Genomic DNA, 21335 nt, shown 5'->3' with positions numbered 1-21335 from the left:
TCACGTACTGGCCGGGTGACCCGGGGTGACGGGCGTGGCGATCCGGTCGAGGACGGTCGTGGCGATAGCCGTGTCGACGGCGTCCAGGCCGGTAAGCAGGGCGCCGGGGTTTCGCTCGCCAGCGAGGACGCGGCGCAGCGTGGTCGAGAGGTTGGCCCAGTCGTCGCTTCCGTCGAGCTCGTCGAGCAGGCCGTCGACCTCGGTCGACGTGGGCAGCCCGCCGGCGGCAAGCTCCGCGATGGCGGCGATGACCGGTTCCCATTCCGCGAGGTGCCGGTGGAGATCCGGGCCCGGCTCTGGCTCGGTGGCCAGGGCGCGGGCCGTGGTGATCAGGTTGTGGAGGGCCTGGTCGGCGGTGGGGCGGTCGGTGGTGAGGGTGTCGACGAGGTCGGCCCAGTGGACGCCGTCGACCTGTTCGACGACGGCGGCGATCGTGGTGACGGTGTCGGGTGGAGTGGTGTCGGGGTGGCGGACGAGGTCAGTGGCGAGCATCCGCATCGTGCCGTCGTCGAGGTCGTCAATGCCGGTGAGGTGGTAGAGGAGCGCGGCGGCGAGCCGGTGGGCCACGACGTCGGACCCGCTGCCGGCGGTGTCGGTGAGGTAGTTGGCGAGGTTGTGGTGGGAGGTGGCGACGTCAACCGGGTCGGGCCGGCTGTATTCGAGGCGTAGCGCGATGTGTCCGAGGCGGACCGCCTCGTCGGGCCGGCCACGCTCGGCGGCGAGGTCGGCACGGGCGAAGAATGTCCTACCGAGGTTCGCGAGGTCACCGGCGTCGGTGAAGATCCGCTGGCAGTCGGCCAGCAGCACGTCGGCCTCGTCGTACCGGCCCAGGCGCAGCAGCGGGCCGTAGTCTCCGAACCGGCAGGTCTCGGCAACCTCATACTCACTCGCACCCCGGGTCCGCATGCTCGCGGCCATCCGCGCCGACAGGTCCAGCTGCTGCTCCCAACGGCCCAGAGCCAGGGCTGCGACCGCAGCGATCTGCAGGACCATCTCACGGACACTCCACGGCTCGACCGTGTCGTCCGGGCCGGCCTGGTCGGGCAGGGCGTCGAGCCGGGCCAGCAACGCCTCCGCGTCAGCCAACGCCCCGGCCGCGTCCCCCAGCCTCAGCTGCAGCTGCAACACCTGGCCCTCGTCGTCGGCCTGGGTCCACGGGCCCAACCCACCCGCCGCTGTGTACGCCACCTGCGCTTCGGCAACCGCCAGCGCCTCCCGCAACCGGCCTCGCTGCCGCAACAGACCCACCAGATCGCCACTGGCCGCGGAGGCGACCCGATGATCCCCAGCTGCGACCGCCGCCGCCAACGCACCCCGCAACACCCCCTCCGCCCGTACCGGATCCACCTGCCCCAGCACCCGCCCATACAGCCCCCGGTCCTTCGGCGCGCCAGTCGTCTCGGCCACCTGCGCCAGCAACGGCAACACCCGCCCCACCACCCCAGGACCACCCCCAGACCGCCGAAACGCCTCCTCCAGCAGGCTCGCCGCCAGGTTCAGCTCGCCCAACCGCAGCAGGTACGGCGCCGCCGCCACCCCCGCCCGCACCACCAACCACCCGCGCTCACCACCCCCACCCTCACCAAGACCGACAGCAACCAGCTGGTGCCAGAACGCCGCCAGCTCCACATCCACCGCACGACGCACCTCCGGCGGCGTCAGAACCCGCACCGCCTCCGCCACCCCCGGATGCACCCCGACCCCCACAGACGAGCCGCCATCCGACCCATCCGACAACACGCCCAGCCCACGATCCACCGCCACCAACGCGCCGGCCTCCAACTCGGCCACCACACCAGCCAGCCCGGGCGCCTCCCCTGAGCGGCCCAGCCGCGACCACACATCCGCCCAGTTCGCCTCGATGATTCCCAGCTCCCGGTCGTCGTCTTCCAGACCACACACCAGCTCCACCAGCAGCAGGGCCGGTGGTGAGAGGGCGGCCAGCGACAGGTCCACCCAGTCGGCGAGTGCGGCCAGGAAGCCGCCCGGATCCAGCGCGCTTTCCCCGTCGGTGAAGAAGGCCGCGAGGCCGCGGCCGCCGGTGCTGGCAGCCTCCTCGGCCGCGGCCACCCGGCCCGCGAGCACGGCGCGGCCTTCGTTCGCCGCCGCGTCGGCGAGCTCCAGGAGTTTGGGATGGCCCTGGACGACGTTGAGGGTCCGGGTCAGCAGGGCACGGTCCTCGGCGACCCGGTCGGCGCTCGGCGTCTCGGCACGCCGGCCTGGGCCGGGGCCGCGGTCGGCGCGGAGCGCGCCCGGCTCGTGGTCGTCGGCGTGCAGCAGGGCGCGCAGGCCGGGCAGCTCCCGGGCGAGCAGGGCGGCCTCGGCGAGCGGCAGCGCGTGGACCTGCTCGACGTGGATCGTCGGGTCGAGGCCGGCGGGGCGGATCCGGCTGGTCAGCACGACCCGGGACAGGCCGCGGCGGCCGGTCAGCGCGCCGAGGAGTGCCGGCCAGCGGGGGTCGCGCCAGCGGCCGTCGTCGCCGAGCAGGGTCTCGAGGTTGTCGAGGACGAACAGGATGCTGGTGCGGGCGCAGGTCTCGGCCAGGGTGGGCAGGTAGGCGGTGAGCCGTTCGGCGGTGACGGCCTTGTCGGCGATCGGCAGGCCGAGCTGGGTTTCCAGGGCGGTGGCGAACAGGGGGATGCCCTGGAGGTGGTTGTCGGGCTGGTCGGGGGCTGACCAGTAGACGATCCCGGCGACGTGGTCGGCGTGCTGGTGGGCGAGCTCGAGTGCGCAGGCGGTCTTGCCGGCGCCGGCCATGCCGTGGAAGAGCACCCCGGCCTGGCGGCCGCGGGGAGCGAGGGCGGCGGAGGCGCGGGTCATGGTGGCGACGCGGCCGACGAACCGCTCCGGCTCGGGCGGCAGGTACGCGATCTTCGTGGGCACAGATCCGAGGTCGACGGCACCGGCCGGCGCGCGCAGCCGCAGGTCGGCGGCCGGGCCGAGCAGCACCGGGGTCACCAGGCAGGCCGGCGGGATCGCGGCGGTCGGCGCCGGGCCGGCGGCCTGGGCGACGGCGAGGCCGGTGGCCGTGTCCAGGGTCCTGCCCTTGTCGAGGAGCAGGTCGTAGAGCCGGTCGGTAAGGCGGATGGCGAACTCGTCGCCGACGGGGTAGCGCATCGCCAGCACCGCGCACCCGAGGGCCTCGACCAGGCCCCGCCCCAGCCCTGCGGCGCCGCCGGGCACGGTCGCGCCAGCCCGGTCCGGGCCCGTGGCGCCGTCGCCGTTGGTGGCCTGGGCGTCAACCTGGACGACCTTGGCAGCGTCGGCGGCTTCGGCGGTGGCGCGCTGGTCGAGGTGGTCGGCCTGGTCGTCCAGGCCGAGCCAGCGCAGGACCTGGGCGGCGTCGGCGGCGGCGGACTGGCAGGCGGACAGGACGGCGAGCTTCACCCGGTGGCGGGACGGGCGGAGCATGTCGATCAGGTCGGTAGTCGAGATCGCGTCGGGCTGGCCGTCGTCCGACTCCAGGACCAGCGTGTCGACGGTGCCGTGGCAGGACAGGTGCAGCAGGTCCCAGCCGTCCTCCTCCTCGACCGTCTCGCGCAGCCTGTCGCGGGTGACGCCGTACTGCAGGACCCGCAGCTGGAGGTGGTAGCCGCCGCTGCCGATGAGCCTGCGGACCAGGTCGACGAGTGCCCGCCGCTCCCGCCGCAGCGCCAGTGGGCTGGTGCCGGACGGTTGGGAGAACACGGCGAGGACTCGCAGCGTCGCCCCGACCGGCCTCTTAGTGCCACCGCCGGCCGCCGCGCCTCCGCCGTCACCGAGGACGTAGTCGAACGTGGCATGGTGCCGCGCCAACGACCGGCCAGCGGCGTGCGTGATCTCCCACGGCCAGTCGGGCAGGAAACGCAGCGTCTCGGGGACCGCCACCGTGACGGTCACCGGCGCGCGGTTGAAGATGATCTGGCTGACCCGCTCGCCGAGCGCGTGCTCGGCCGCCCACGCCCCGACCTCGTCGACGATCGCCGTCTCGGCGGTCAGCCGCCGGTCGGGCGCGGCGTTCGCGCGCAGGTAGCGGTCGAGCTGCGCGAACGCCTGGAAGCGCCAGTCCTTCGGGTTCAGCTCGACCTGGTGGTCGGCGACCGGCCTGTCGGTCGCCCCGTCGAGCAGCAGCCATCGCCAGCGCAGCGGCCCGTCGACGTCGACCGCTTGCAGGACCAGCCCGTCATTCACCACCGACGGCACCCCGTTCCGTCGATCTTTCGCTTTCGCCGACTGTAACGAACGAGTGGCCCGTTTCGTCGCTGTCCGCACCAGGCCGGGCGCGTCGCGTCGAATGCCAGCGGAGAGCGCCCGGTGCGCCACTATGTGATGGATCTACTCGTTGGAGTCAGCACACGCGCGGGATCTACGGGGAGTCGCCGTGGCGGTACGACTGATCTTGCGGCCGGTGGACGTGACGGGTCCGAACGGCTGGCGCTGGCTGCTGCTCGAACCGGGCTCGGGGGCGCCGCTCGCCGAGCACCAGGTCACGGTCGACCACGGCCGTTGGCAGACCAGGGCGTTCGCCGAGCTGTTCCACTACCTGGACGTCAACGCCGACCCCGACGACCGCGTCCGTTCCGAGCAGGCGATCACTGGCCTTCTCGGCGCCTGGGCGGCTGAGGAGCTGCTGGGCTCCGACATCTGCGAGGAGATCGCGGCGGCGGTGCCGGTCACCGTCAGCGTCGAGGTGCCTGAAGAGCTGAGCTTCCTGCCGGACTGGCCCTGGGAGCTGGCCTCCGTCGACGGGCAGCCACTCGTCCGGCACGGCGCGACGTTCTGCTACGAGATCGCGGCCCCGTCGGTCGCCGGACGGCCCGGCCGGGCGCCGCGGAAGGACCCGGTGGGGGACACGCTGCGGATCCTCGCGGTGTTCTCCCAGCCCGACGGTACGGGCACCCTTGCGCTGCGGCGGGAGCGACATGCGCTGACCGGGGCGATCCAGGAGCTGACCGGCCGGCAGGGCCGGAAGATCGAGCTGCGGATCCTCCAGTACGGCGCCACCCGCGCGTTGCTCACCGAGACGGTCGAGGAGGGCGCCGGCTGGGACCTGCTGCACCTGTCCTGCCATGGCACCGTCGACACGGTCTTCCTGGAGACCGCCGACGGCCGCCCCGACCCGGTCAGCACCGCCGACCTGATCGACATGCTCCGCCCGTCCCGCCACCGGGTGAAGCTCGCTGTGCTCTCCGCCTGCCAGTCCGCCGCCGCGACCGCCGCCCAGACACTGCGCTGGCTCGGCCTGCCCGAACAGGCCGAACAGCTCGAACAGGCCGAACAGGCGGCGCGGGCGGAGCGGGCAGCACTGCTCGGGCGGCCCGAGCAGGCGCGAACCGCCGTGACGCCGCTGCCTGACGACCTGAGCAGGGCCGCCGCCGGTTCGACCACCCTGGCAGGCGCGGGACTCGCGCGTGCGCTGATGGCTGCGCTCGGCTGCGCGGTGCTCGCGATGCGCTACCCGGTGGGCGACGAGTTCGCGATCCGGCTCGCGGACCGGTTCTACGACCTGCTGCTGCGCGCCGGCACCGCCGTCGACGTGGCCACCGCGCGCGCCATTGCCGACGCCGCCGGTCCGGCCCCCACCCTGACCGCCCCGCCTGCCTCGCTGGTGACCCCGGTCCTCCTCGGCTCCGCCGCCGGCCTGAGGCTGAGCGCCCCGACCGGCCCGGTCGAGCTCGCCGCCACCTCGGCGAAGACCAAGGATCTGCCCGCGGAGCCGCCCCGTTTCGTCGGCCGCGGCGGGGTGCTGACCCGTGCCTTCGCGGCACTCGCCGCCGGCAGCGACCGGGTCGGCGTCCTCCTGCACGGCATGGCCGGCGCCGGCAAGACCGCCTGCGCCCTGGAGCTGGCATACCGGCAGGCCGACGCGTTCGAGCGGGTCGTCTGGTGGAGCGCGCCGCAGCAGCCGGACGACCATCTGCGCGGGCTGCCGGACTTCGCGGTGGCACTCAGCCTCCAGCTCGGCCTGCCGGTCGCCAACGAGGTCGTCGCCGCGGACCGGTTCGAGGCCTTCCTGCCGAGGCTCGCGGCGGCCCTCGCCCAGACCGGTGTGCTCGTCGTCGTCGACAACCTCGAAAGCCTGCTCGGCGACGGTGGCACCTGGCGGGACCCGCGCTGGCCCCGGCTGCTCGCCGCCCTCGCGCCGCCCGGCGGTCAGTCCCGCCTGCTCCTGACCAGCCGGACCGTCCCGGTTCCCGCGCCGGCCGGCGGGCCCGGTGGGAACGGCGCGCGGACCTGGGCGGCGGCCGGCGTGCTGGTCGAGCCGATCCACGCGCTCTCCCTCGCCGAGGCCGCCGTGCTCGCCCGGGAGCTGCCCGGCCTGCGCGCCCTGCTGCACGCCGACGACCACGAGCCCGGCGCCGCCCGCGACCACGGCGAGGCGCGCGCCGCCGGCGCCCGGGCCGACCGGGACCTGGTCCAGCGCGCCCTGCGCGTCGTCCAGGGCCACCCGAAGCTCCTGGAGCTGGCTGACGCGGCAGCCAGGGCGGGCCGTGACGTCCTCGCGACCAGGGTCAGATTGGCCGAGACCGCGGCGGCCACGGGTGCCCGGCCGCTGGCCGCCTTCTTCGACGAGGGCGAGAGCGCCCTGGGCCCGGACGGCTTCCTTACGGCCCTAGCGAGCTGGGTGGACGTGACGGTTGCCGGTCTGTCCGCCTCGGCCCGGCTGCTGATGGAGCTGGTGTGCGGTCTGGAGGACGACGACCGGGAGCTGGGGATCGTCGAGGCGAACTGGGCGGATGTGTGGTCGCGGCTGGGCCGCCCAGGTGAGGCGCCCGCGCTGGCTGGCGTGCTGCCTGAGTTGGAGGCCGGCGCGTTGGTGGCGGTGGATCGTGGCGTGGGCGGGCTGTCGGATGACTCGGAGGACGGTTCGTCGGTGGGGGCTGGGGTGCATCCGGGGGTGGCGGAGGCGGTGCGGGCTGTGACACCGGTGGAGGTGCGTGGCGCGGTGGATGTGGAGTTGGCGGCGTTCTGGCGCCAGGGGGTTGCTGTCGGTCTTGGTGAGGGTGGGGGTGGTGAGCGGGGGTGGTTGGTGGTGCGGGCGGGGGTGGCGGCGGCGCCGTACCTGCTGCGGCTGGGTGAGCTGAATTTGGCGGCGGCCCTGCTGGAGCAGGCGTTTCGGCGGTCTGGGGGTGGTCCTGGGGTGGTGGGGCGGGTGTTGCCGTTGCTGGCGCAGATCGCCGAGGCGACTGGTGCGCCGAAGGACCAGGGGCTGTATGGGCGGGTGCTGGAGCGGGTGGATCCGGTGCGGGCGGAGGGGGTGTTGCGGGGTGCGTTGGCGGCGGCGGTCGCGGCTGGGGATCATCGGGTCGCGGCCGCGGCCAGCGGCGATCTGGCGGATCTGTTGCGGGATCGGGGCCGGTTGCGGGAGGCGCTGGCGGTCGCCGAAGCGAAGGTGGCGTACACGGAGGCGGGTGGGTTGGGCCCGTGGACCCAGGCCGGCGATGAGGGCCGGGTGTTGCAGCTGCGGCTGAGTCTGGGGGACGCGGCCTGGGCGTTGGCCGGCGCGGAGGTGTTGCTGGGCCGGCTCGACGTCCTGCCCGACCGGCCCGGCCAGGACGACACGGCCCAGCCGTGGGGTGTCCGTGAGGTGGTTCTGCATATCGCCGCGAGCGCGGCCCTGGATCTGGGCAGTTGGGAGCAGGGGCTGGATCTGTCTGCGCGGATGGCGGCGAGCATGCGGGCTCGGGGTGCGAGTGAGTACGAGATCGCCGCGACCTGCCGGTTCGCGGACTACAGCCCGCTGCTGCGCCTGGGTCGGTACGACGAGGCTGACGTGCTGTTGGCTGACTGTCAGCGGATCTTCACCGACGCCGGTGACCTCGCGATCCTCGGCCAGACGTTCGGCGCCCGCGCCGACCTCGCCGCCGCGCGCGGCCGGCCCGACGAGGCGGTCCGCCTCGAACACACCGCGCTACGACTCAAGTACAGCCGGCCCGACCCGGACGTCGTCGCCGCCTCCCACCACAACCTCGCCAACTACCTGACCCGCACCGCCGGCAGCGGGTCCGAGGTGGTAGCTCACCGGCTCGCCGCCGCGCTGCTGTACCACCTCACCGGCATCACCAGCACCTCGCAGACCAACACCATGCGGACGCTGGGCGCCGCCCTAGCCCGCTATCCGGACATGACCCCGCCCGACACGGTCGCCGCGGTCGCCGCGGTCGTCGAACAGGTCGACGGCGTCCACTGGGCCGACCTCGTCGACACGCTCACCACCGACCGCCCCACCGCCGACCAGGCCCTCCACAACCTGATCACCACGGCCCGCGCCCTGGCCACCGAGCCAGAGCCGGGCCCGGATCTCCACCGGTACCTCGTGGAATGGGAACCGGTAATCGCCGCCGTTGCCACCGCCGTGACCACGGACCGGCCCATTCCCGCCGAACTCGACGAGCACCTCGACCAGCTCGCCCAAACCGATGACTGGGCGCACCTGGCGGCGGCGCTGCGGCGGGTCCTGGCCGGCGACCGCGTCCGCGAGGCCCTCGCCGCCGCCCTCGACCAGATCGACACCGCGATTCTCACCGAGATCCTGGCCCGCATAGCCGCGCCCGGCCCCCAAGGAGATGACCAAGTCCCCGCACCCTAGAGCCACCAGTCCCGCCCCGGGCGATTCCACCCCCGCCAGCCGCGGGCGCCGGGTGCTGATTGCTGTTTCGGCCCTGCCGTGGTTGCTCCGGCGTCTGGATCACGACCGCCGGAGGGCATCAACAGCGATCAAGCCGCCGTTGCTATCTCCAGTGAGGTGAACGACGGCGGGTTCGCGACCCCGGGAGGCTTGGGGGAGTCGTCGTGCCGGCGGCTTCTCGTGCTGGTGGCCGCGTCGTCCGAGGCGGTGGCGACCAGCTGCAGGCGGGTCGTCGCGTCGGACTGTGCGCTCACCCCGGAAACGCCCACTCCGGAAGCGCCCACCCCGGAAGAAGGTCGCGCGAAGCGCGACACCGGGGGTCCGGGGGTCGCCCCCCGGAGCAATATCGCGACACCGGCGAAGTTGGTCCAAAGGACCAACGAGCAGCGTCGGCGGTAGACCTCGTGGAGCGCCTTTCCAGTGATCAATTTCGGGAGGAACTTGATCGTTTGGTGAACCTGTCGGGTGAGACAGGTATCCCGACTGGCGACCCTCAGACGGCACGCCTCAGCGTATCGACCTGTCGCTGTGGGTGCGGGCGGGGCGTCCTCCCGCCACGGCAGTTCGTGAACCAGGCGCACCAGATGGTGTGGCTCCAGGCGCAGGAGGGCCGAAACTTCAAGAAGTCGGGAGCCGCAGAGGTGCTGGAGCAGCCGTCGAGGCTGGGGTCGCCGGCCTCACGGCATCGCCAGACTGATCTCTAGCCGTGCCTGGCGTCAGCCGGGTCCCATCGAGGGCTCACGTCACCTGCCGCCGGGAGCCGGGCCCCTCATCGGCCCCTACTCCTAGTGGAAAGCGCACGTCCGAACTCAGGTCGAAGCGGGAGCCGCTCGCCGATGCCATCCGGGTGGGTGCCAGCGAAGTCAACCAGCAGGGTGCGGAGGTCAGCGTCCGCAGGGTTATCGGCTGCCTTCCGGACAAGGTACTCGTGCAACCTGGCATGCCTCCACCGCAACCGCAGCTCGCATGCCCCCCAGATCTGCGTGGTGACGAAGACGAGCAGCGCCGCCACCGTACTGCCATGAACGGTCATGATCGTGGCAGTTCCGCCGACTCCAGCGAAGGAGGTGGCCGCCGCGCCGGCGGATCGCGCAAGACCCCTGGGGCGACGCTGACTCGGCGTCCCCTCGGAGGCAGCCATCCGGTCGCCCACCTACCTTGACTCGTTGATCGGGACGCCTGGGTTGCACGCCGAGCCCGGTCGGCTCAGTGCACAAAGTCCACAACGAGAGTAGCATGTGTGTATGAGTGGAGACCAGACTGGGGCCCCAGAGCTGCTGAGCGTGCGGGAGACCGCCCGCCGCCTTGGTGTCCACGAGAACACGATCCGTAACTGGGTGAAACAGGGGCTTCTCCCGACCGCCAAGGTGCCTGGCGCGCGGTTCCACCGCTTCGATGCTCGAGATGTGCAACGTCTTCAGGACCAGCGAGGGGCCTCCGTGTTGTCGGTGGCCCCAGATCGACGGACGCTGGGGCCCGAGCTGGTCGGCGCGAGCCAACTCCACCAGTGGGCGGCTACCCGGGAGGCGCAGGACACGTTCCCGGAGGTGATGCGACGACTGTTCGTCTCTACAACCGGTCTAACCGGGGTTTCAGTTCGTGCCGGCGATGGTGTCTCGGCCGGCGGCTGGGACGGTCACGCCGAGTCGGAAGGAACCTCTTATCTACCTAAGGGATCGCTGTACTTCGAGTTTGGTGTAGGCAGAGATTCCCGAGCAAAAGCAGATGCCGATTACAAGAAGCGACGAGAAGACCCGGCAGGCGCCGTCCCGTCAAAATCGATCTTTATTTTCGCGACACCCAGGCGGTGGCCCGGTGCGGACGAATGGGCAGCTCAGCGGCGTGCTGACCAGTTTTTCCGTGACGTCCGTGTTCTTGACGCTGACGATCTGGAAGGGTGGCTTCAAGCCTCGCCAACCGCTCACTACTGGACCTCCGAGCAACTTGGTCGAAGCCCGCGAGATGGGGAGACCCTCGAACGGTGGTGGAATCGCTTTCAGGTTCGTACAGATCCCGCGCTTCGCGCCGAGTTGTTTCGCAGCGGTCGGGATAAGCAGTGTCAGCAGCTAAGTGATCTTCTCAATGGGGATGCGACCGTCACTACAGTACAAGCGGGGTCGCGGGATGAGGCCGTCGCCTTCCTGTATTCGGTCATCGGACCAACGCATGGGACTTCCGGGCTCGTCGATCAAGCACTCGTCATATCCTCGGCCGACGTCTGGAATCGTGTTAGCTCGCAACCCGGTCGAATACTGCTCGTTCCTCTGTTCAACGATCCTGAAATTTTTTCCGCTCGCAGCCACCACATCATCCTGCCTGCCGGTCCGGATGAAATCGTACGAGCCTCAGCGATCATCCTTCCTCCACCCGAACGAAGAGGCGCCGCCAACTCGCTGAAGGCGTCGGGGATACCTGACGACCGCGCCGATCGACTGGCTGCTTTGGCCCGCCGCAGCCTCCCGGCACTGATGCGCACCCTGGCCCGTGACCCGAGAGTATTGCGCCCCTCGTGGGCACGCTCCCCGGCCGCCGCGATCATAGCGCCGCTCGTGCTAGCAGGCGCGTGGAGCGACATTCCTGAAGATAAGAAGATAATTAGCCTTCTCGCGGATGTTCCGTGGGACGACGTGGAGGCAGTACTGCTGCAAGGACTCAAGACAGATGATCCGCCGTTCGTTCGTTCAGGTGGTAAGTGGCATCTCACCTCGGCGGAAGAGGCTTTCCTGGTCCTCCACGACAGTCTGAGGTTGGCGGACCTTGACCGCTGGCACCGGATTGCTGGAGCAGTCCTCCTGTCTGCCGACCCGACATTTGATCACGCCGAACTAATCTCAGGGGGCTCCGAGGGGATAGACGGATCTACTTCAGCCGTTCTCCGAAAGGGACTAGCGCAAGGTGCCGCCCTGCTTAGCTCTCTGGGAAATGAACTACTCGGCGACGGAGTGAGCGGATCCGACCAAGCGCGACGCTTGGTACAAAAAGTTCTCAGGCGTGCCAACACCGATACCACGGCGCATGTATGGCGGTCGCTGGCAGACGTACTGCCATTGCTTGCGGAGGCTGCTCCAAACTGCTTCTTGGAAGCTGTCGACGAGGACCTTTCTCGCCCTGAACCGATTCTCACCCTTATGTTTCAGGACAATGATCAAGGGTCTGGCGCCTACGGATCTTCGTCGCATACTGGACTATTGTGGGCACTTGAAACTCTATGTTGGTCCAAAGATCTTGTCGCCGAGGCGTCGTACATGCTCGCGCGCCTCCACACTGTCGATCCCGGTGGACGCCTGTCGAACAGGCCCCTCACAAGCCTGCAAGAAGTACTTGCCGGCTGGGTTCACAACACGGCCGCCCCCGTCGAAACGAAGATAGGCATAATCGATTATCTGCGGCGCCGGCTACCTGATGTGGGTTGGAAGGTGATTCTCGGCGTGTGGCCGAGCAGTCACGCCATCTCGCATCCACCGCATGATCCACGGTTCCATGACTGGAAACCCGACGAAGCTGCGGTCCTCATCCCGGAGTGGATTGACTACATCGGAAGACTCGTGCGGATCGCCATCGACTCAGCTGACACTGATCCGCAACGGTGGGCCGACCTGGGGGTTCGTCTAGGACCACTTCCTCCAGCAGAGCGAAAGCGACTGATCGATGGGCTCGACCTCTTCAGCGAGATTGCGGAACTGGACTCGGATCAGCGCCTTCTATTGTGGGAACCAATCTACAAGGAGGTCAGCCGGAATCGCGCGTTCCGGACTGCGGCGTGGGCGATGGATGGCGACAGTCTTGCCCGTTTGGAAATAGTCGCCGAACGACTTAAGCCCACGACGAATGCGCAGCGGTATGCTTATCTTTTCGAGTGGCATCCGGATTTGCCTGAGATTGATCTTATGAATCACGAAGAATATGCCGCAGAAGTCCTCAGATTGCGGACGCAAGCTGTGACCGAGATACTCGCCGAAGGGTCGATTGATGGTCTGCAACGGTTGGCGGAGAAGAGCATTGCATCAGGCCAACTAGGATGGGTTGTCGGAGCTGTAGTTTCTGAAAATCTCACGCCGGCACTTCTTTCTTGGCTCGATTCCGAGAATCTAAGAATCAGGAACACTGCGGCGGCTTGGGCCGAACGTAAGCTATCGGACCACGGTATCCGATGGCTTCATGAGACGCTTCGGCGTCCGGAGGCCGCCCATCCTGCTCGGCGAGAGGCAATTGCTCTAAGTGTGCCCGCTCGTCCTGAATATTGGGACGCGCTGAACGACATCGATCCAGAGCTCATAAATACGTACTGGAAAAATACGTCGGCGAGATTTATTTCGGCCGTCGACATTGACCGTGCGGCACGAGAACTTCTTAGCCACGGGCGAGCTTGGGCCGCTGTACAGTTGATAGCAAGTCCCGGAGTTCTAGGGGGAGAGGGGGAATCGTTCTGTTCGCCAGCGCTTGTGGCCGCAGTACTCGACAAGGCGATAGTTACCGATCCAGCGGGTACTCAGCCGTCGTCGCTTGCATACGAAGTTGGACGTCTTCTTGACTACTTGGAAAGAGAGAATGTCGAATTTCAATTGCGAATGCGATACGAGTTCGCGCTCTTTCGATTTCTTGAAGATCAACGGGAACCACGAGCTTTGTTTAAGGCGCTTGACGGCGACCCGAGTTTTTTCGTCGACCTTATTTCTAGAATCTACCGTGGAAGAAATGAGGTGCGACGCCAGCTTAGCGAGCACGATGAGGCGATTGCTCGTCATGCATGGTGGATCATTAAGAACTGGCGTAATCTCCCGGGGCGCCGTGATGACGATACGGTTGATGCGGAACACCTCAACCGCTGGGTGCGCGAGGCTCGGCTCGCGCTTGCAGAGGCTGATCGGGCTGACGTGGGCGACGAACAGATAGGCGAAGTCCTTGCGGCGAGTCCAGCTGGCGCTGATGGTATCTGGCCTGCCGAACCTGTCCGGGAACTTCTGGAGGTAATCGGTAGCCCATCCATGCAGAACGGACTGCATATCGGGGTGATGAATGACAGAGGCGTCACTACACGTGGGGTTTACGACGGAGGTGAACAGGAGCGAGTCCTCGCGAGCCGCTACCGCGAATGGGCGTCTTTGGCGAAGATTAACTGGCCTCGGACGGCTCGTATCCTACAAAATATTTCGGAAGACTACGAACGACAGGCTCAGCAAGAGGACAGGCAAGCGCGATTTTGGGCTGACTCGGACTAGGCTAAGGTCAAGTGTTAATGGATGTGGCCGTGCCGCCCTCAACCCGGTAAAACACCTTGCCCTCATGCACCCGAGTACCCAAGGCGTCATAGAATGCCTGCGCTGCCGTGTTTTCCAGATCGGTCGTCCACTCGAACCGGCTGCACCCCTGCTCGGTGGCCATGGCCTGAAGCCGCTCCATGAGCAGCCGCCCCACACCGTGCCTCCGGGCGTCCGCGGACACGTACAGCTCCTTGAGAAACAGCGAGTGAGTGACTCCGGCAGCAGGCCACAAGTAGGAGTACGAAGCCATGCCGACCAGTCGGCCCTTGTCCCGGGCCAGCAAGACGTAGGCCACAGGGACCGGGCCGAAGAGAAGCCGCCGGATCTGGGCGAGACGCTCGGCAGGCTGCTCGGTGGGCGGCGCGCCGTAGAAGGAGTCCAGCTCGGCCATGAGGGCGGCCAGGTCTTCGGCGTCGTCCTGGCTGGCAGGCTGTACCGAAATCGTCACCCGCGAGAGTTTAGGCCCCGCCTCCGACAGATCCGGCAGGCAGTTCGAGCACTTCGTACAACTGCCGGACAGCAGGCAGCGTCCGGTGATGGCGGGCGGTGGCCTGGGCCAGGCCCCGAGCCCGCTGGAGGATGAGCCCGTCCCGCCGCCCCGGTGGCAGTTCCAGAAGGGTCCGCGCGACGCGGGCGGCCCCTTCGGCGACCTCGCCGTCATGGATGAGGCAATCGGCCCGGTCCAACTGGATGAGGGTGCGGTCCATGTAGTCGCTGGCCGGGTACAGGGTCAAGGCCCGATCGGTGGCCTCCCAGACCCGGCTTCGGTCGTGGAGATGGGTCAGGGCGTTGCCCTCGTGGAAGCGGAGTTGGGCTTCGTTGTAGCCGAAGGCGGACTCCGTCACGTCTTCTGTAGCCAGGCTGCTCAGGATGGCTTCGGCCCGGCGCAGGGCCGCGTCGGTTTCGGCTTGCTGCCCGAGGACTGCATGGGCGCGGGCCTGGAGCGCGGCGGCCAATACAGCCCCCACGCAGGGCGTTTGGCCCGCAAGGGCCTGGGCTTCCTTCGCCGCCGCGATGGCCTCAGGCACGGAGCCGCCGTAGTAATAGGTGTAAGCGTCCTGGGCCCGAACCCACGACGCCACCGCCGGATCTCCGGCTTCCCCGGCGGCCAACCGTGCCGTCCGGCCCCAGGCCCGGGCGGGGCCGCGCTGTCCCATCTTGATGAGCGACAAGCTGATGAGCCCGGCCAACTGCGCCGTGATGCGGGTGAGTTGCCTCGTCGTGCTGGACGGCTGGCGGGTTGACAAGGCGTGTTGCACTTCGGCGAAGTCGGCGGCCAAGTCGTCCAGCTGCACGGCGGCGGGCAGGTACCGCGTCGCCCGCCCGTGCCCGGCAACGAGCTGCTCCCAGTCATCGAGCGTGGCCGCGGCCGGTGCGCCGGTGGTGAGGTGGCCCTCGGCCTGGCGGCGCAGCTGCTCCAACTGGTCTACGGGACCGGCGAGCGTGACGCCCCCTGGCTGTGGCGGCAGCTTGAACCACAGCAACGCTTCGGGGATGCGCAGGGCCCGCGCCCAGCGGATGAGCCGCACCAGATCGGTGACGGGTTCGCCGGACTCGATGCGGGACAGCTGGGCCTGGGTCAGGCCCATCCAGCCCGCCACGATCTCCTGGGACAGGGGCGGGCTGTGGAAGGGGTGGGTGCGGTAAGCGGTGATCACCCGGCCCATGTGCCAAGCCGCGAGGGCGTCCCGCAGCTGGTCCGTCTCCCAGAACTGGGCGGGAACTTCCGGAGCCGCAGCCACCAGCTCCCGGGCCTGGCGGGCGCAAGCGGCGCATTGGGAGCCGGAGTTATCGCGGGCCAAGCGCGTGCCGCAGCGGCAGTACCGGCGGGAGGGTTCGCCCTCGTCCACCATGGCGCCCCCATTTCGCGCGAGACCAGATCATCCGGCCGGTTCCGCAGTCTAACCATCACGGTACGTGGTGGCGATTCCCCCATACGTCCGGCGCATGATCCACATTCCCGGAACGTCTTGGCCGGGCCGGGTGGGTGCGCGAGTGTCCGGCCAGGCCCCGGGGCCGGGTGCGAGAAACCGTCGCCTGGCATATCCGCCCGGCCCCGGGTGCCCGCCACACGGGGCGAAGGCGAATGGCAGGAGGCAGGCAGTGGGTGGCTGGATCAGCGGGGCCTGTCCGGGAGAGCCACCGGAGCACGACAACTTGCCCTTACGCCTCCTCCAGATGGAGTGCCGGGTCGTGGTGGCGCAGATGGAGGAGTTGGAAGTCAATCTGGTCCGGCACCAGGACCGGCTGCCAGCGGAACCACTGGAATACGCCGCGCTGCTGGAGCGGACTGAAACCGTCACCGAGGAGGCCCGGTGGATCGAGACGCAGCTGGCGAAGCTGGCCGGGAGGGAACAGCGGCGAGCGTCCGGCCGGAACCAGTCCGACGCATCCGGCCCTACGCCGTCCTGAACGGCTACGGGGAGCAGCTTGCCACCTTCACCGACTGGAGCGAGGCCCATGCCTGGGCGCATCTGGCGGCCGAGAAGCCGGACGCCGTTCTCCCGCTCGAAGTCGAGGACCGATCCCAGCGGATTACGCGACGGATTGGGCAGGGCACCTGCGAGCTGATCGCCTGGACGATTTTCACCAAGATCGGTGGCTGTGAGCCGGTGGAAGATCCGGCCTTTCCCATCTGTGAGCCGGGAGAGGCTGGCCCTACGGCCGCTATGACTCCTTGAGCAGGTCCAACGGATCAACGTGGAGGGCGGCCGCCAGCCGTTCCAGGGACCGCAGCGTCAGGTTGCGCTCGCCGCGCTCAAGGCCGCCCATGTAAGTGCGGTGGACGCCGACGACATCGGCGAAGGCTTCCTGGCTGAGGCCGCGTCCCTCGCGGTAGCGGCGCAGATTGCGCCCCACGATGCGCTGCAGGTCGCCCTCCATGACAGACCTGACGGTGCCCGGCCTGCTACTTGTAGGTCTACAGACTTATGAGTAGCATCGGGCCTGTCAGACAAATCCCGCGAGAAGAAAGGAGGTGGGAACATGACCGGCGGCGAGGGTAGCTGATGCACCGGGGGCAAGCGCCCCCGCAAAGCTCCGGAGGTTATCGGCATATGGCCGAGGCTCCGGAGCTTTGTGCTGCGCCCGAGGTACTCGCCGCCAGTGATCACAAAGTGTTACAATAATCGCGAAACACCATGGCAAACTTGCACGAAGACTATGACAAGCTCCAAACCGCCTTCATCGGCCTCGTGGTTGCCGTGCTCGGGGTCGGGTTGCTGGTGCTCGCCAAGAACTTGCATCTTTTTCCGAAGCTCGCCTGGCTCTCATTCTTCCCCGTGAGCGAGATCGGCGGCATCCTGTTTTCCTTCGGCCTGCTCGGGATCGGCCTGGACTACTTTCAGCGGAAGCAGGCGGGCCGCCTCCAGACAGAGCAACTACGGCAGGTCATCACGGAGGAAGCGCCCGCTCTGCGGGATGCCGTCATCCGCGGGTTCGCCTTCGATCAAGCAGACCTGGCGCGGGTGGCCACGCCCGAGATGCTGGACGAGATTTTGCGCAACAGCCTGGCGCTGCGTCTCGGCGACGCCACCTTCGCCCGCGAGCTGTACGACGACATCCGGGACCAGGCCATCGCCGCCACGGAGCGGTGGCACGACGCCCGGGTGGAGCTCACGCTGTCGCCTCTAACCATGGTTAGAGGCACTCCCGGAGGGAGTGCCTCTGCCGCTACCCGCACTCCGATGTTCGCCCTGACTGCCCGGTGGGAGTACACGACTATCCCGGCCAGCTCCATGCGCCGCTTCGTCTGCGTCTCCGACCGTCAGGAGTACCGGGACCTGAGCCAGGAGGCCGGGCCAACCTCGGCCTGGTGGTTCCGGGCCGTGGACGATCTCGACGGCGGCTCCCCGGAAGCCTTCGAGCTGGTCCAGTTCACGGTGGATGGCCAGGAGCGGCGCATCCGCCGTAGCTCCCGCGACGGGAGCCAGACCTACAGCGTCTCCGTCGGCAAGGCCGCCGTTGAGGCGGGTGAGCCGGTGGTGATCTCTTACACCTACCGGACGTTGGTACGCCAGGACGGAAGACTGATCAAAATTGATGTGGAAAAGCCCACCAGAGGGCTAACGGTCCAGCTGGACTACCGCGACGCGGATGTTCGGGACGTGCGGCTCCTCGACTTCTTCGCCAGTAGCAACCACGCCCGCATCAGCGAGGCGCCGGAGTCGGTGCCGGAGCAGGCGATCCGGGCCGAGTTCGACGGGTGGGTGTTGCCACGGTCAGGGGTGGTTCTGGCGTGGGAGCTAGAGAAATCCGAAAAATTGCAATAAGACACCCCAACCGCTCGACCGTTTCCGAAGGCTACCGTCGAGCTGTGGGGGAGGCTTAGCTAGCCTCTCCGATCTTCAACTTATTAGTTTACGTCACCCATTTTGAGATCCTCTTTAATTTTCAGATTATATCAAAACCTCCACGAAATGCCAGAGATGTTCCCTCGCTCGACTGGCTCACAAAGCGCATGTTCTACATATCCGGAGGTGTCGACCTCTAGAGGCTGTCCATTTTCTGGCCCTGTCGAGAATAGACCCGCTTTTACGTTATTAAAACACCAAATGCTCGCCGGGATCTTGCTGGGGTGGAACTGAAGCCTAAAAACCTCCTCTTCGACTCGCTGCTCCTCGGCACTCGTAAATACCAGCGGCTTGGAGGGGGCTGTAAGGTTGTATCTGAGACGGAACCCAAGAGGGTGACTTTCGCCCTTCTTGAGTTCGCGAGGAAGTTCAATAGGTATAGCCCAGTTTTGGACGCCGTCGAATTGAACATCAATCAAGCGGCCGCGCTTTATAGGGCCGTCGACTTCTACTGTGTTTCTCACGCAGTCGCCCAGATACACCAAGGTCTTCGTAACTATGCGGATTCCGTCGCGGGTTGCCTTGGCGGTTGCGCTGTAGTCAATGATACTGAGCCAACCGTTCTCGTCGTAGTAAGAAGTAAATTCATTGCCTCGCCAGACATAACCGCGGTCTTCGTTCATCACTGGCTCTCTTAGTGCTCTGGCTAGTCGATCCGCTAGCGCCGGAATTACCGTCTCATTTTCCCAGTCAATGATGGTCTCAATGCTCATACCGATACGCCTCGCCAAGACGTCTCGACGAGGCATCAAATCACCGTGGGCTGCCCACTCCTCAAGTCCCATACAGCACATGGCGACTTCTGACCTGGGCACATTCTTTACTCCTACAGTGCCCTCTAGGCTCCGGGCAACCTTGGTGAGAATCTGCTGAAACTCGCGAGCCTGAGCATCAAGGGAGCCCTCCAGTTGGCCTAGCTCCAAGAGCGGTTGCCGGTACTGCCCCGACCTGCCGGTGGGCATCTTCTGCCGCCCGATGCGTTCTACCGTTGCTCCGGCGCGCTGCCGCAGAGATGTCAGCGCACTCGTGAGCTGGGCCGCTAGCCGATGGATCTCATCTTCAGTCGCGCGTTGCATGCGGTGATCCTATCGGTGCTGCCTCGATCCGGATAGACCGATTAATTGGTAGCCCGCTTCAGGGGCCTGACTACCAATTGGTAGTCAGGCACTCCGTTAATCGTACTCGCCCCCGCTGTTTGGCCCATCCTGACCTTAGGCCACCTGCAGATCGGTGTGTTGGCATGAGAGACAGTTTGTTAACTTGAAGTCTCGTTGCGAGTATCTGCCAAAAGATCCGCGAGTTTAGCATTCAATTTTCAATGACGTGCTCCGACGATTTGGTGCATGGAAACGATGCTGGTCCTCGGTCTGGCCGTTGTCATCGCGGCCGTCGCAACTGGGCTCAGTCTTGTCTGCTACCTGAACGGCCTGCAGAGCGCCGCAGACACGCAGCGACTTCGCACCGTGCAACAGGAGCAGAGACAACGGTCGAGAACGGATGCCCCGAACCCCCAAAGCGAGGTATTGCCAGATGAACGATCTTGAACTCTACCGCGCCACCGGCCTCGACCGCTTCACCACCCAAGGCCGCACTGTCGCCCGCCGCCTGCGGGAGGTGGACGGCGAGGCCGTCATCCGTGCCCGGGCCGTGGCACGGGCGGAAGACCTCGCCCTCCTGCAGGCACAACTACGGGCGGCTGGTGGCGGGCAGCTGTACCGCGCGATTGCCCGGCAGGTCGTGCAGACGGATGCCCTCATCTCCGCAGTCTCGGAGGGCAAGCCAGGAGTGGAGCTGAACCTCAGGAAGATGGAGGAGATCCTCCACCTGGGCCTGACCGACCTCCTCGCCGGTTATATGACGAGGGGTTGACGTGGCCACCGACAAGGAGATCAAACTAGCTCGGCTGCGGGCTTGTGCCAAGTCGATACGTGCAGAGCACGAAGCTCATGCGCAATGGATGTTGCATACCTGGCCGGACCTCGCGCCTGCGGTAATCGCACTGCAAGCCGAGGCGGAGGCCGTGTTGGAGGAAATCATCCAGGAGTTCGAGAACGGGTGATCAGCACCATCATCGAAATCCTGGCCTACGCCTACTTCCTCGGCCTGGCAGCCTGGATGGCCCCCAAAGCTTGGCGTGAGATCCGGCGAAAGAGGCCATGATCCACACGCTTCTGAACACCTGGCCCGGCTACCTCATCCTCACCTGCGCAGGTTTCGGCGCCGCGTTCATCCTGGCGCTTGCCTGGCTCCTGCTCGTCGAGGAGCTACCTCGGCTGCGGGTTCGCCTACGTGAGGCGGTGTCGTACCGCCTCCATCTTCTCCTCATCCTCGCACTCTCCCGACTCCTCAAACTGGAGGTAGCCCGTGAAATCTCTAAAGATGCCAAGCGGCGCGACCGGTAAGGGCCTGGCGGCAGGCCTGGCCGGAGCCGCCGGCGTGCTCCTGGTGATCAAGCTGGCCTGGTGGGTGCTTGCGCCCATGCAGCCGGTGCTGCTCGCCTTCGTCATCGGCCATGCCGTGGTGAAGCTCTACACCGCCGCGGCCAAGGCCCGGGCCCGGGTGCTTCACGCGCAGATAGAGGCCAGGCGGGGGCGTCGTGACCGAGACTGACCGGCCCGAGCCGCCGGAAGACGATGACCTGAGGCCGGATGACAGCGGCGACGCCCCCGGCCGCCGGTTCGTAGGTTCGGCTCTCGCTCACGCCGTGCGGGCGGGCTGGTGCTGTTCGCGCTGCGGCGGCGGCTTCTGCCTGCATGTTTCGCCGTCCCGGTGCCCCTCATGCGGGGCGCGGTCCGGCCGCCGCCGGAAGCGCCCACCCGAGGAGCCGGAGGCGTGAGAAAGAAGCTCGGCGAGACGCTGGGTTTGGTTGTGGCGGTCTGCGTCGGGGTGAAGGTGGCGGCCGGGTTTGTCTCGGCCGCCCTGCCCGCCCTGGTACCCGTCTTCATCATGGTCCTGGTGGCCGTCATCATCCTACGCTGGCGTTCTCACCTGTGAGTTGTTCCAGGTGTTCGTATTTCGTTCGTACTCATTTTTGGCACTTTACCTGCGGAAGTGCTAGCGGTAGCAGGCTATAACTATTCGCGTAGCACGTCCGCACCCGAACTCGCCAGGAGG

The 21335-nt window shown here is 67.3% G+C and carries 15 protein-coding genes; 9 read left to right on the top strand and 6 right to left on the bottom strand.

Annotated elements, in window-relative coordinates:
* Positions 1-4173, bottom strand: coding sequence for a CHAT domain-containing protein (locus FRCN3DRAFT_RS57280; RefSeq protein WP_269799874.1), 4173 nt, complete (start codon positions 4171-4173; stop codon positions 1-3).
* A gap of 214 nt (positions 4174-4387) precedes the next feature.
* Here FRCN3DRAFT_RS57280 and FRCN3DRAFT_RS0237165 point away from each other — a divergent pair, with 214 nt between their 5' ends.
* Positions 4388-8569, top strand: a complete 4182-nt coding sequence (locus tag FRCN3DRAFT_RS0237165; protein ID WP_232794374.1) for a CHAT domain-containing protein — start codon at positions 4388-4390, stop codon at positions 8567-8569.
* A 128-nt stretch (positions 8570-8697) separates the two neighbouring features.
* On the opposite strand, the gene FRCN3DRAFT_RS54555 is transcribed toward FRCN3DRAFT_RS0237165, so the two are convergent.
* Positions 8698-8862 carry a hypothetical protein gene (locus tag FRCN3DRAFT_RS54555; RefSeq protein ID WP_157845322.1) on the bottom strand — a complete coding sequence of 55 codons (165 nt, stop codon included), beginning with the start codon at positions 8860-8862 and terminating at the stop codon, positions 8698-8700.
* A 990-nt stretch (positions 8863-9852) separates the two neighbouring features.
* On the opposite strand from FRCN3DRAFT_RS54555, the gene FRCN3DRAFT_RS52280 reads away from it, so the two are divergent.
* Entirely contained in the window at positions 9853-13827 is a 3975-nt protein-coding gene (locus FRCN3DRAFT_RS52280; protein ID WP_007515291.1) for a helix-turn-helix domain-containing protein, read from the top strand.
* Positions 13828-13834: 7 nt separating this feature from the next.
* On the opposite strand, the gene FRCN3DRAFT_RS0237145 is transcribed toward FRCN3DRAFT_RS52280, so the two are convergent.
* Together FRCN3DRAFT_RS0237145 and FRCN3DRAFT_RS56840 are read right to left on the bottom strand one after the other, a co-directional pair.
* Positions 13835-14317 carry a GNAT family N-acetyltransferase gene (locus FRCN3DRAFT_RS0237145; RefSeq protein ID WP_007515292.1) on the bottom strand — a complete coding sequence of 161 codons (483 nt, stop codon included), beginning with the start codon at positions 14315-14317 and terminating at the stop codon, positions 13835-13837.
* Positions 14318-14327: 10 nt separating this feature from the next.
* Positions 14328-15722 (bottom strand): helix-turn-helix domain-containing protein, encoded by a 1395-nt coding sequence (locus tag FRCN3DRAFT_RS56840; protein ID WP_007515293.1) that lies wholly within the window; start codon positions 15720-15722, stop codon positions 14328-14330.
* Positions 15723-16062: 340 nt separating this feature from the next.
* On the opposite strand from FRCN3DRAFT_RS56840, the gene FRCN3DRAFT_RS54550 reads away from it, so the two are divergent.
* Positions 16063-16281 carry a hypothetical protein gene (locus FRCN3DRAFT_RS54550; RefSeq protein WP_035931132.1) on the top strand — a complete coding sequence of 73 codons (219 nt, stop codon included), beginning with the start codon at positions 16063-16065 and terminating at the stop codon, positions 16279-16281.
* A gap of 255 nt (positions 16282-16536) precedes the next feature.
* Here FRCN3DRAFT_RS54550 and FRCN3DRAFT_RS0237130 read toward each other — a convergent pair whose 3' ends face one another.
* Entirely contained in the window at positions 16537-16752 is a 216-nt protein-coding gene (locus tag FRCN3DRAFT_RS0237130) for a helix-turn-helix domain-containing protein (protein ID WP_007515295.1), read from the bottom strand.
* A 266-nt stretch (positions 16753-17018) separates the two neighbouring features.
* Between FRCN3DRAFT_RS0237130 and FRCN3DRAFT_RS48075 the strand changes: the two genes are divergently transcribed.
* On the top strand, positions 17019-18140 hold the full coding sequence (locus FRCN3DRAFT_RS48075) for a hypothetical protein (RefSeq protein ID WP_198536205.1): 1122 nt from the start codon (positions 17019-17021) through the stop codon (positions 18138-18140).
* A 131-nt stretch (positions 18141-18271) separates the two neighbouring features.
* Here FRCN3DRAFT_RS48075 and FRCN3DRAFT_RS54545 read toward each other — a convergent pair whose 3' ends face one another.
* Positions 18272-19297: a helix-turn-helix domain-containing protein gene (locus FRCN3DRAFT_RS54545; protein WP_007515297.1), complete on the bottom strand. Its 1026-nt coding sequence runs from the start codon at positions 19295-19297 to the stop codon at positions 18272-18274.
* Between the two features lie 454 nt (positions 19298-19751).
* On the opposite strand from FRCN3DRAFT_RS54545, the gene FRCN3DRAFT_RS0237120 reads away from it, so the two are divergent.
* The 5 genes from FRCN3DRAFT_RS0237120 (at position 19752) to FRCN3DRAFT_RS54540 (ending at position 21215) form a co-directional block, all read left to right on the top strand.
* On the top strand, positions 19752-20090 hold the full coding sequence (locus FRCN3DRAFT_RS0237120; RefSeq protein WP_007515298.1) for a hypothetical protein: 339 nt from the start codon (positions 19752-19754) through the stop codon (positions 20088-20090).
* 1 nt (position 20091) lies between these two features.
* Positions 20092-20280 (top strand): hypothetical protein, encoded by a 189-nt coding sequence (locus tag FRCN3DRAFT_RS48070; RefSeq protein ID WP_007515300.1) that lies wholly within the window; start codon positions 20092-20094, stop codon positions 20278-20280.
* A gap of 97 nt (positions 20281-20377) precedes the next feature.
* The gene (locus FRCN3DRAFT_RS0237105; RefSeq protein WP_007515302.1) at positions 20378-20623 is read left to right on the top strand and encodes a hypothetical protein; all 246 of its coding nucleotides are present in this window, start codon (positions 20378-20380) and stop codon (positions 20621-20623) included.
* Positions 20601-20831: a hypothetical protein gene (locus tag FRCN3DRAFT_RS0237100; protein WP_027141275.1), complete on the top strand. Its 231-nt coding sequence runs from the start codon at positions 20601-20603 to the stop codon at positions 20829-20831. Before FRCN3DRAFT_RS0237105 ends, FRCN3DRAFT_RS0237100 begins: the two co-directional genes overlap by 23 nt.
* Positions 20832-21053: 222 nt before the next feature.
* The gene (locus FRCN3DRAFT_RS54540) at positions 21054-21215 is read left to right on the top strand and encodes a hypothetical protein (RefSeq protein WP_007515304.1); all 162 of its coding nucleotides are present in this window, start codon (positions 21054-21056) and stop codon (positions 21213-21215) included.
* Positions 21216-21335: the final 120 nt, after the last annotated feature.

This window comes from Pseudofrankia saprophytica (assembly GCF_000235425.2).
GTDB lineage: Bacteria > Actinomycetota > Actinomycetes > Frankiales > Frankiaceae > Pseudofrankia > Pseudofrankia saprophytica.
This window is presented reverse-complemented; position numbering and strand designations above follow the sequence as displayed.

What these genes read in the sequence shown, in the direction of transcription:
- FRCN3DRAFT_RS52280 (WP_007515291.1), top strand. Translation starts at nt 9,853, where the DNA reads ATGAGTGGAGACCAGACTGGGGCCCCAGAGCTGCTGAGCGTGCGGGAG.
- FRCN3DRAFT_RS56840 (WP_007515293.1), bottom strand. Translation starts at nt 15,722, where the DNA reads ATGGTGGACGAGGGCGAACCCTCCCGCCGGTACTGCCGCTGCGGCACG.
- FRCN3DRAFT_RS0237130 (WP_007515295.1), bottom strand. Translation starts at nt 16,752, where the DNA reads ATGGAGGGCGACCTGCAGCGCATCGTGGGGCGCAATCTGCGCCGCTAC.
- FRCN3DRAFT_RS54545 (WP_007515297.1), bottom strand. Translation starts at nt 19,297, where the DNA reads ATGCAACGCGCGACTGAAGATGAGATCCATCGGCTAGCGGCCCAGCTC.
- FRCN3DRAFT_RS0237120 (WP_007515298.1), top strand. Translation starts at nt 19,752, where the DNA reads ATGAACGATCTTGAACTCTACCGCGCCACCGGCCTCGACCGCTTCACC.
- FRCN3DRAFT_RS0237105 (WP_007515302.1), top strand. Translation starts at nt 20,378, where the DNA reads ATGATCCACACGCTTCTGAACACCTGGCCCGGCTACCTCATCCTCACC.
- FRCN3DRAFT_RS0237100 (WP_027141275.1), top strand. Translation starts at nt 20,601, where the DNA reads ATGCCAAGCGGCGCGACCGGTAAGGGCCTGGCGGCAGGCCTGGCCGGA.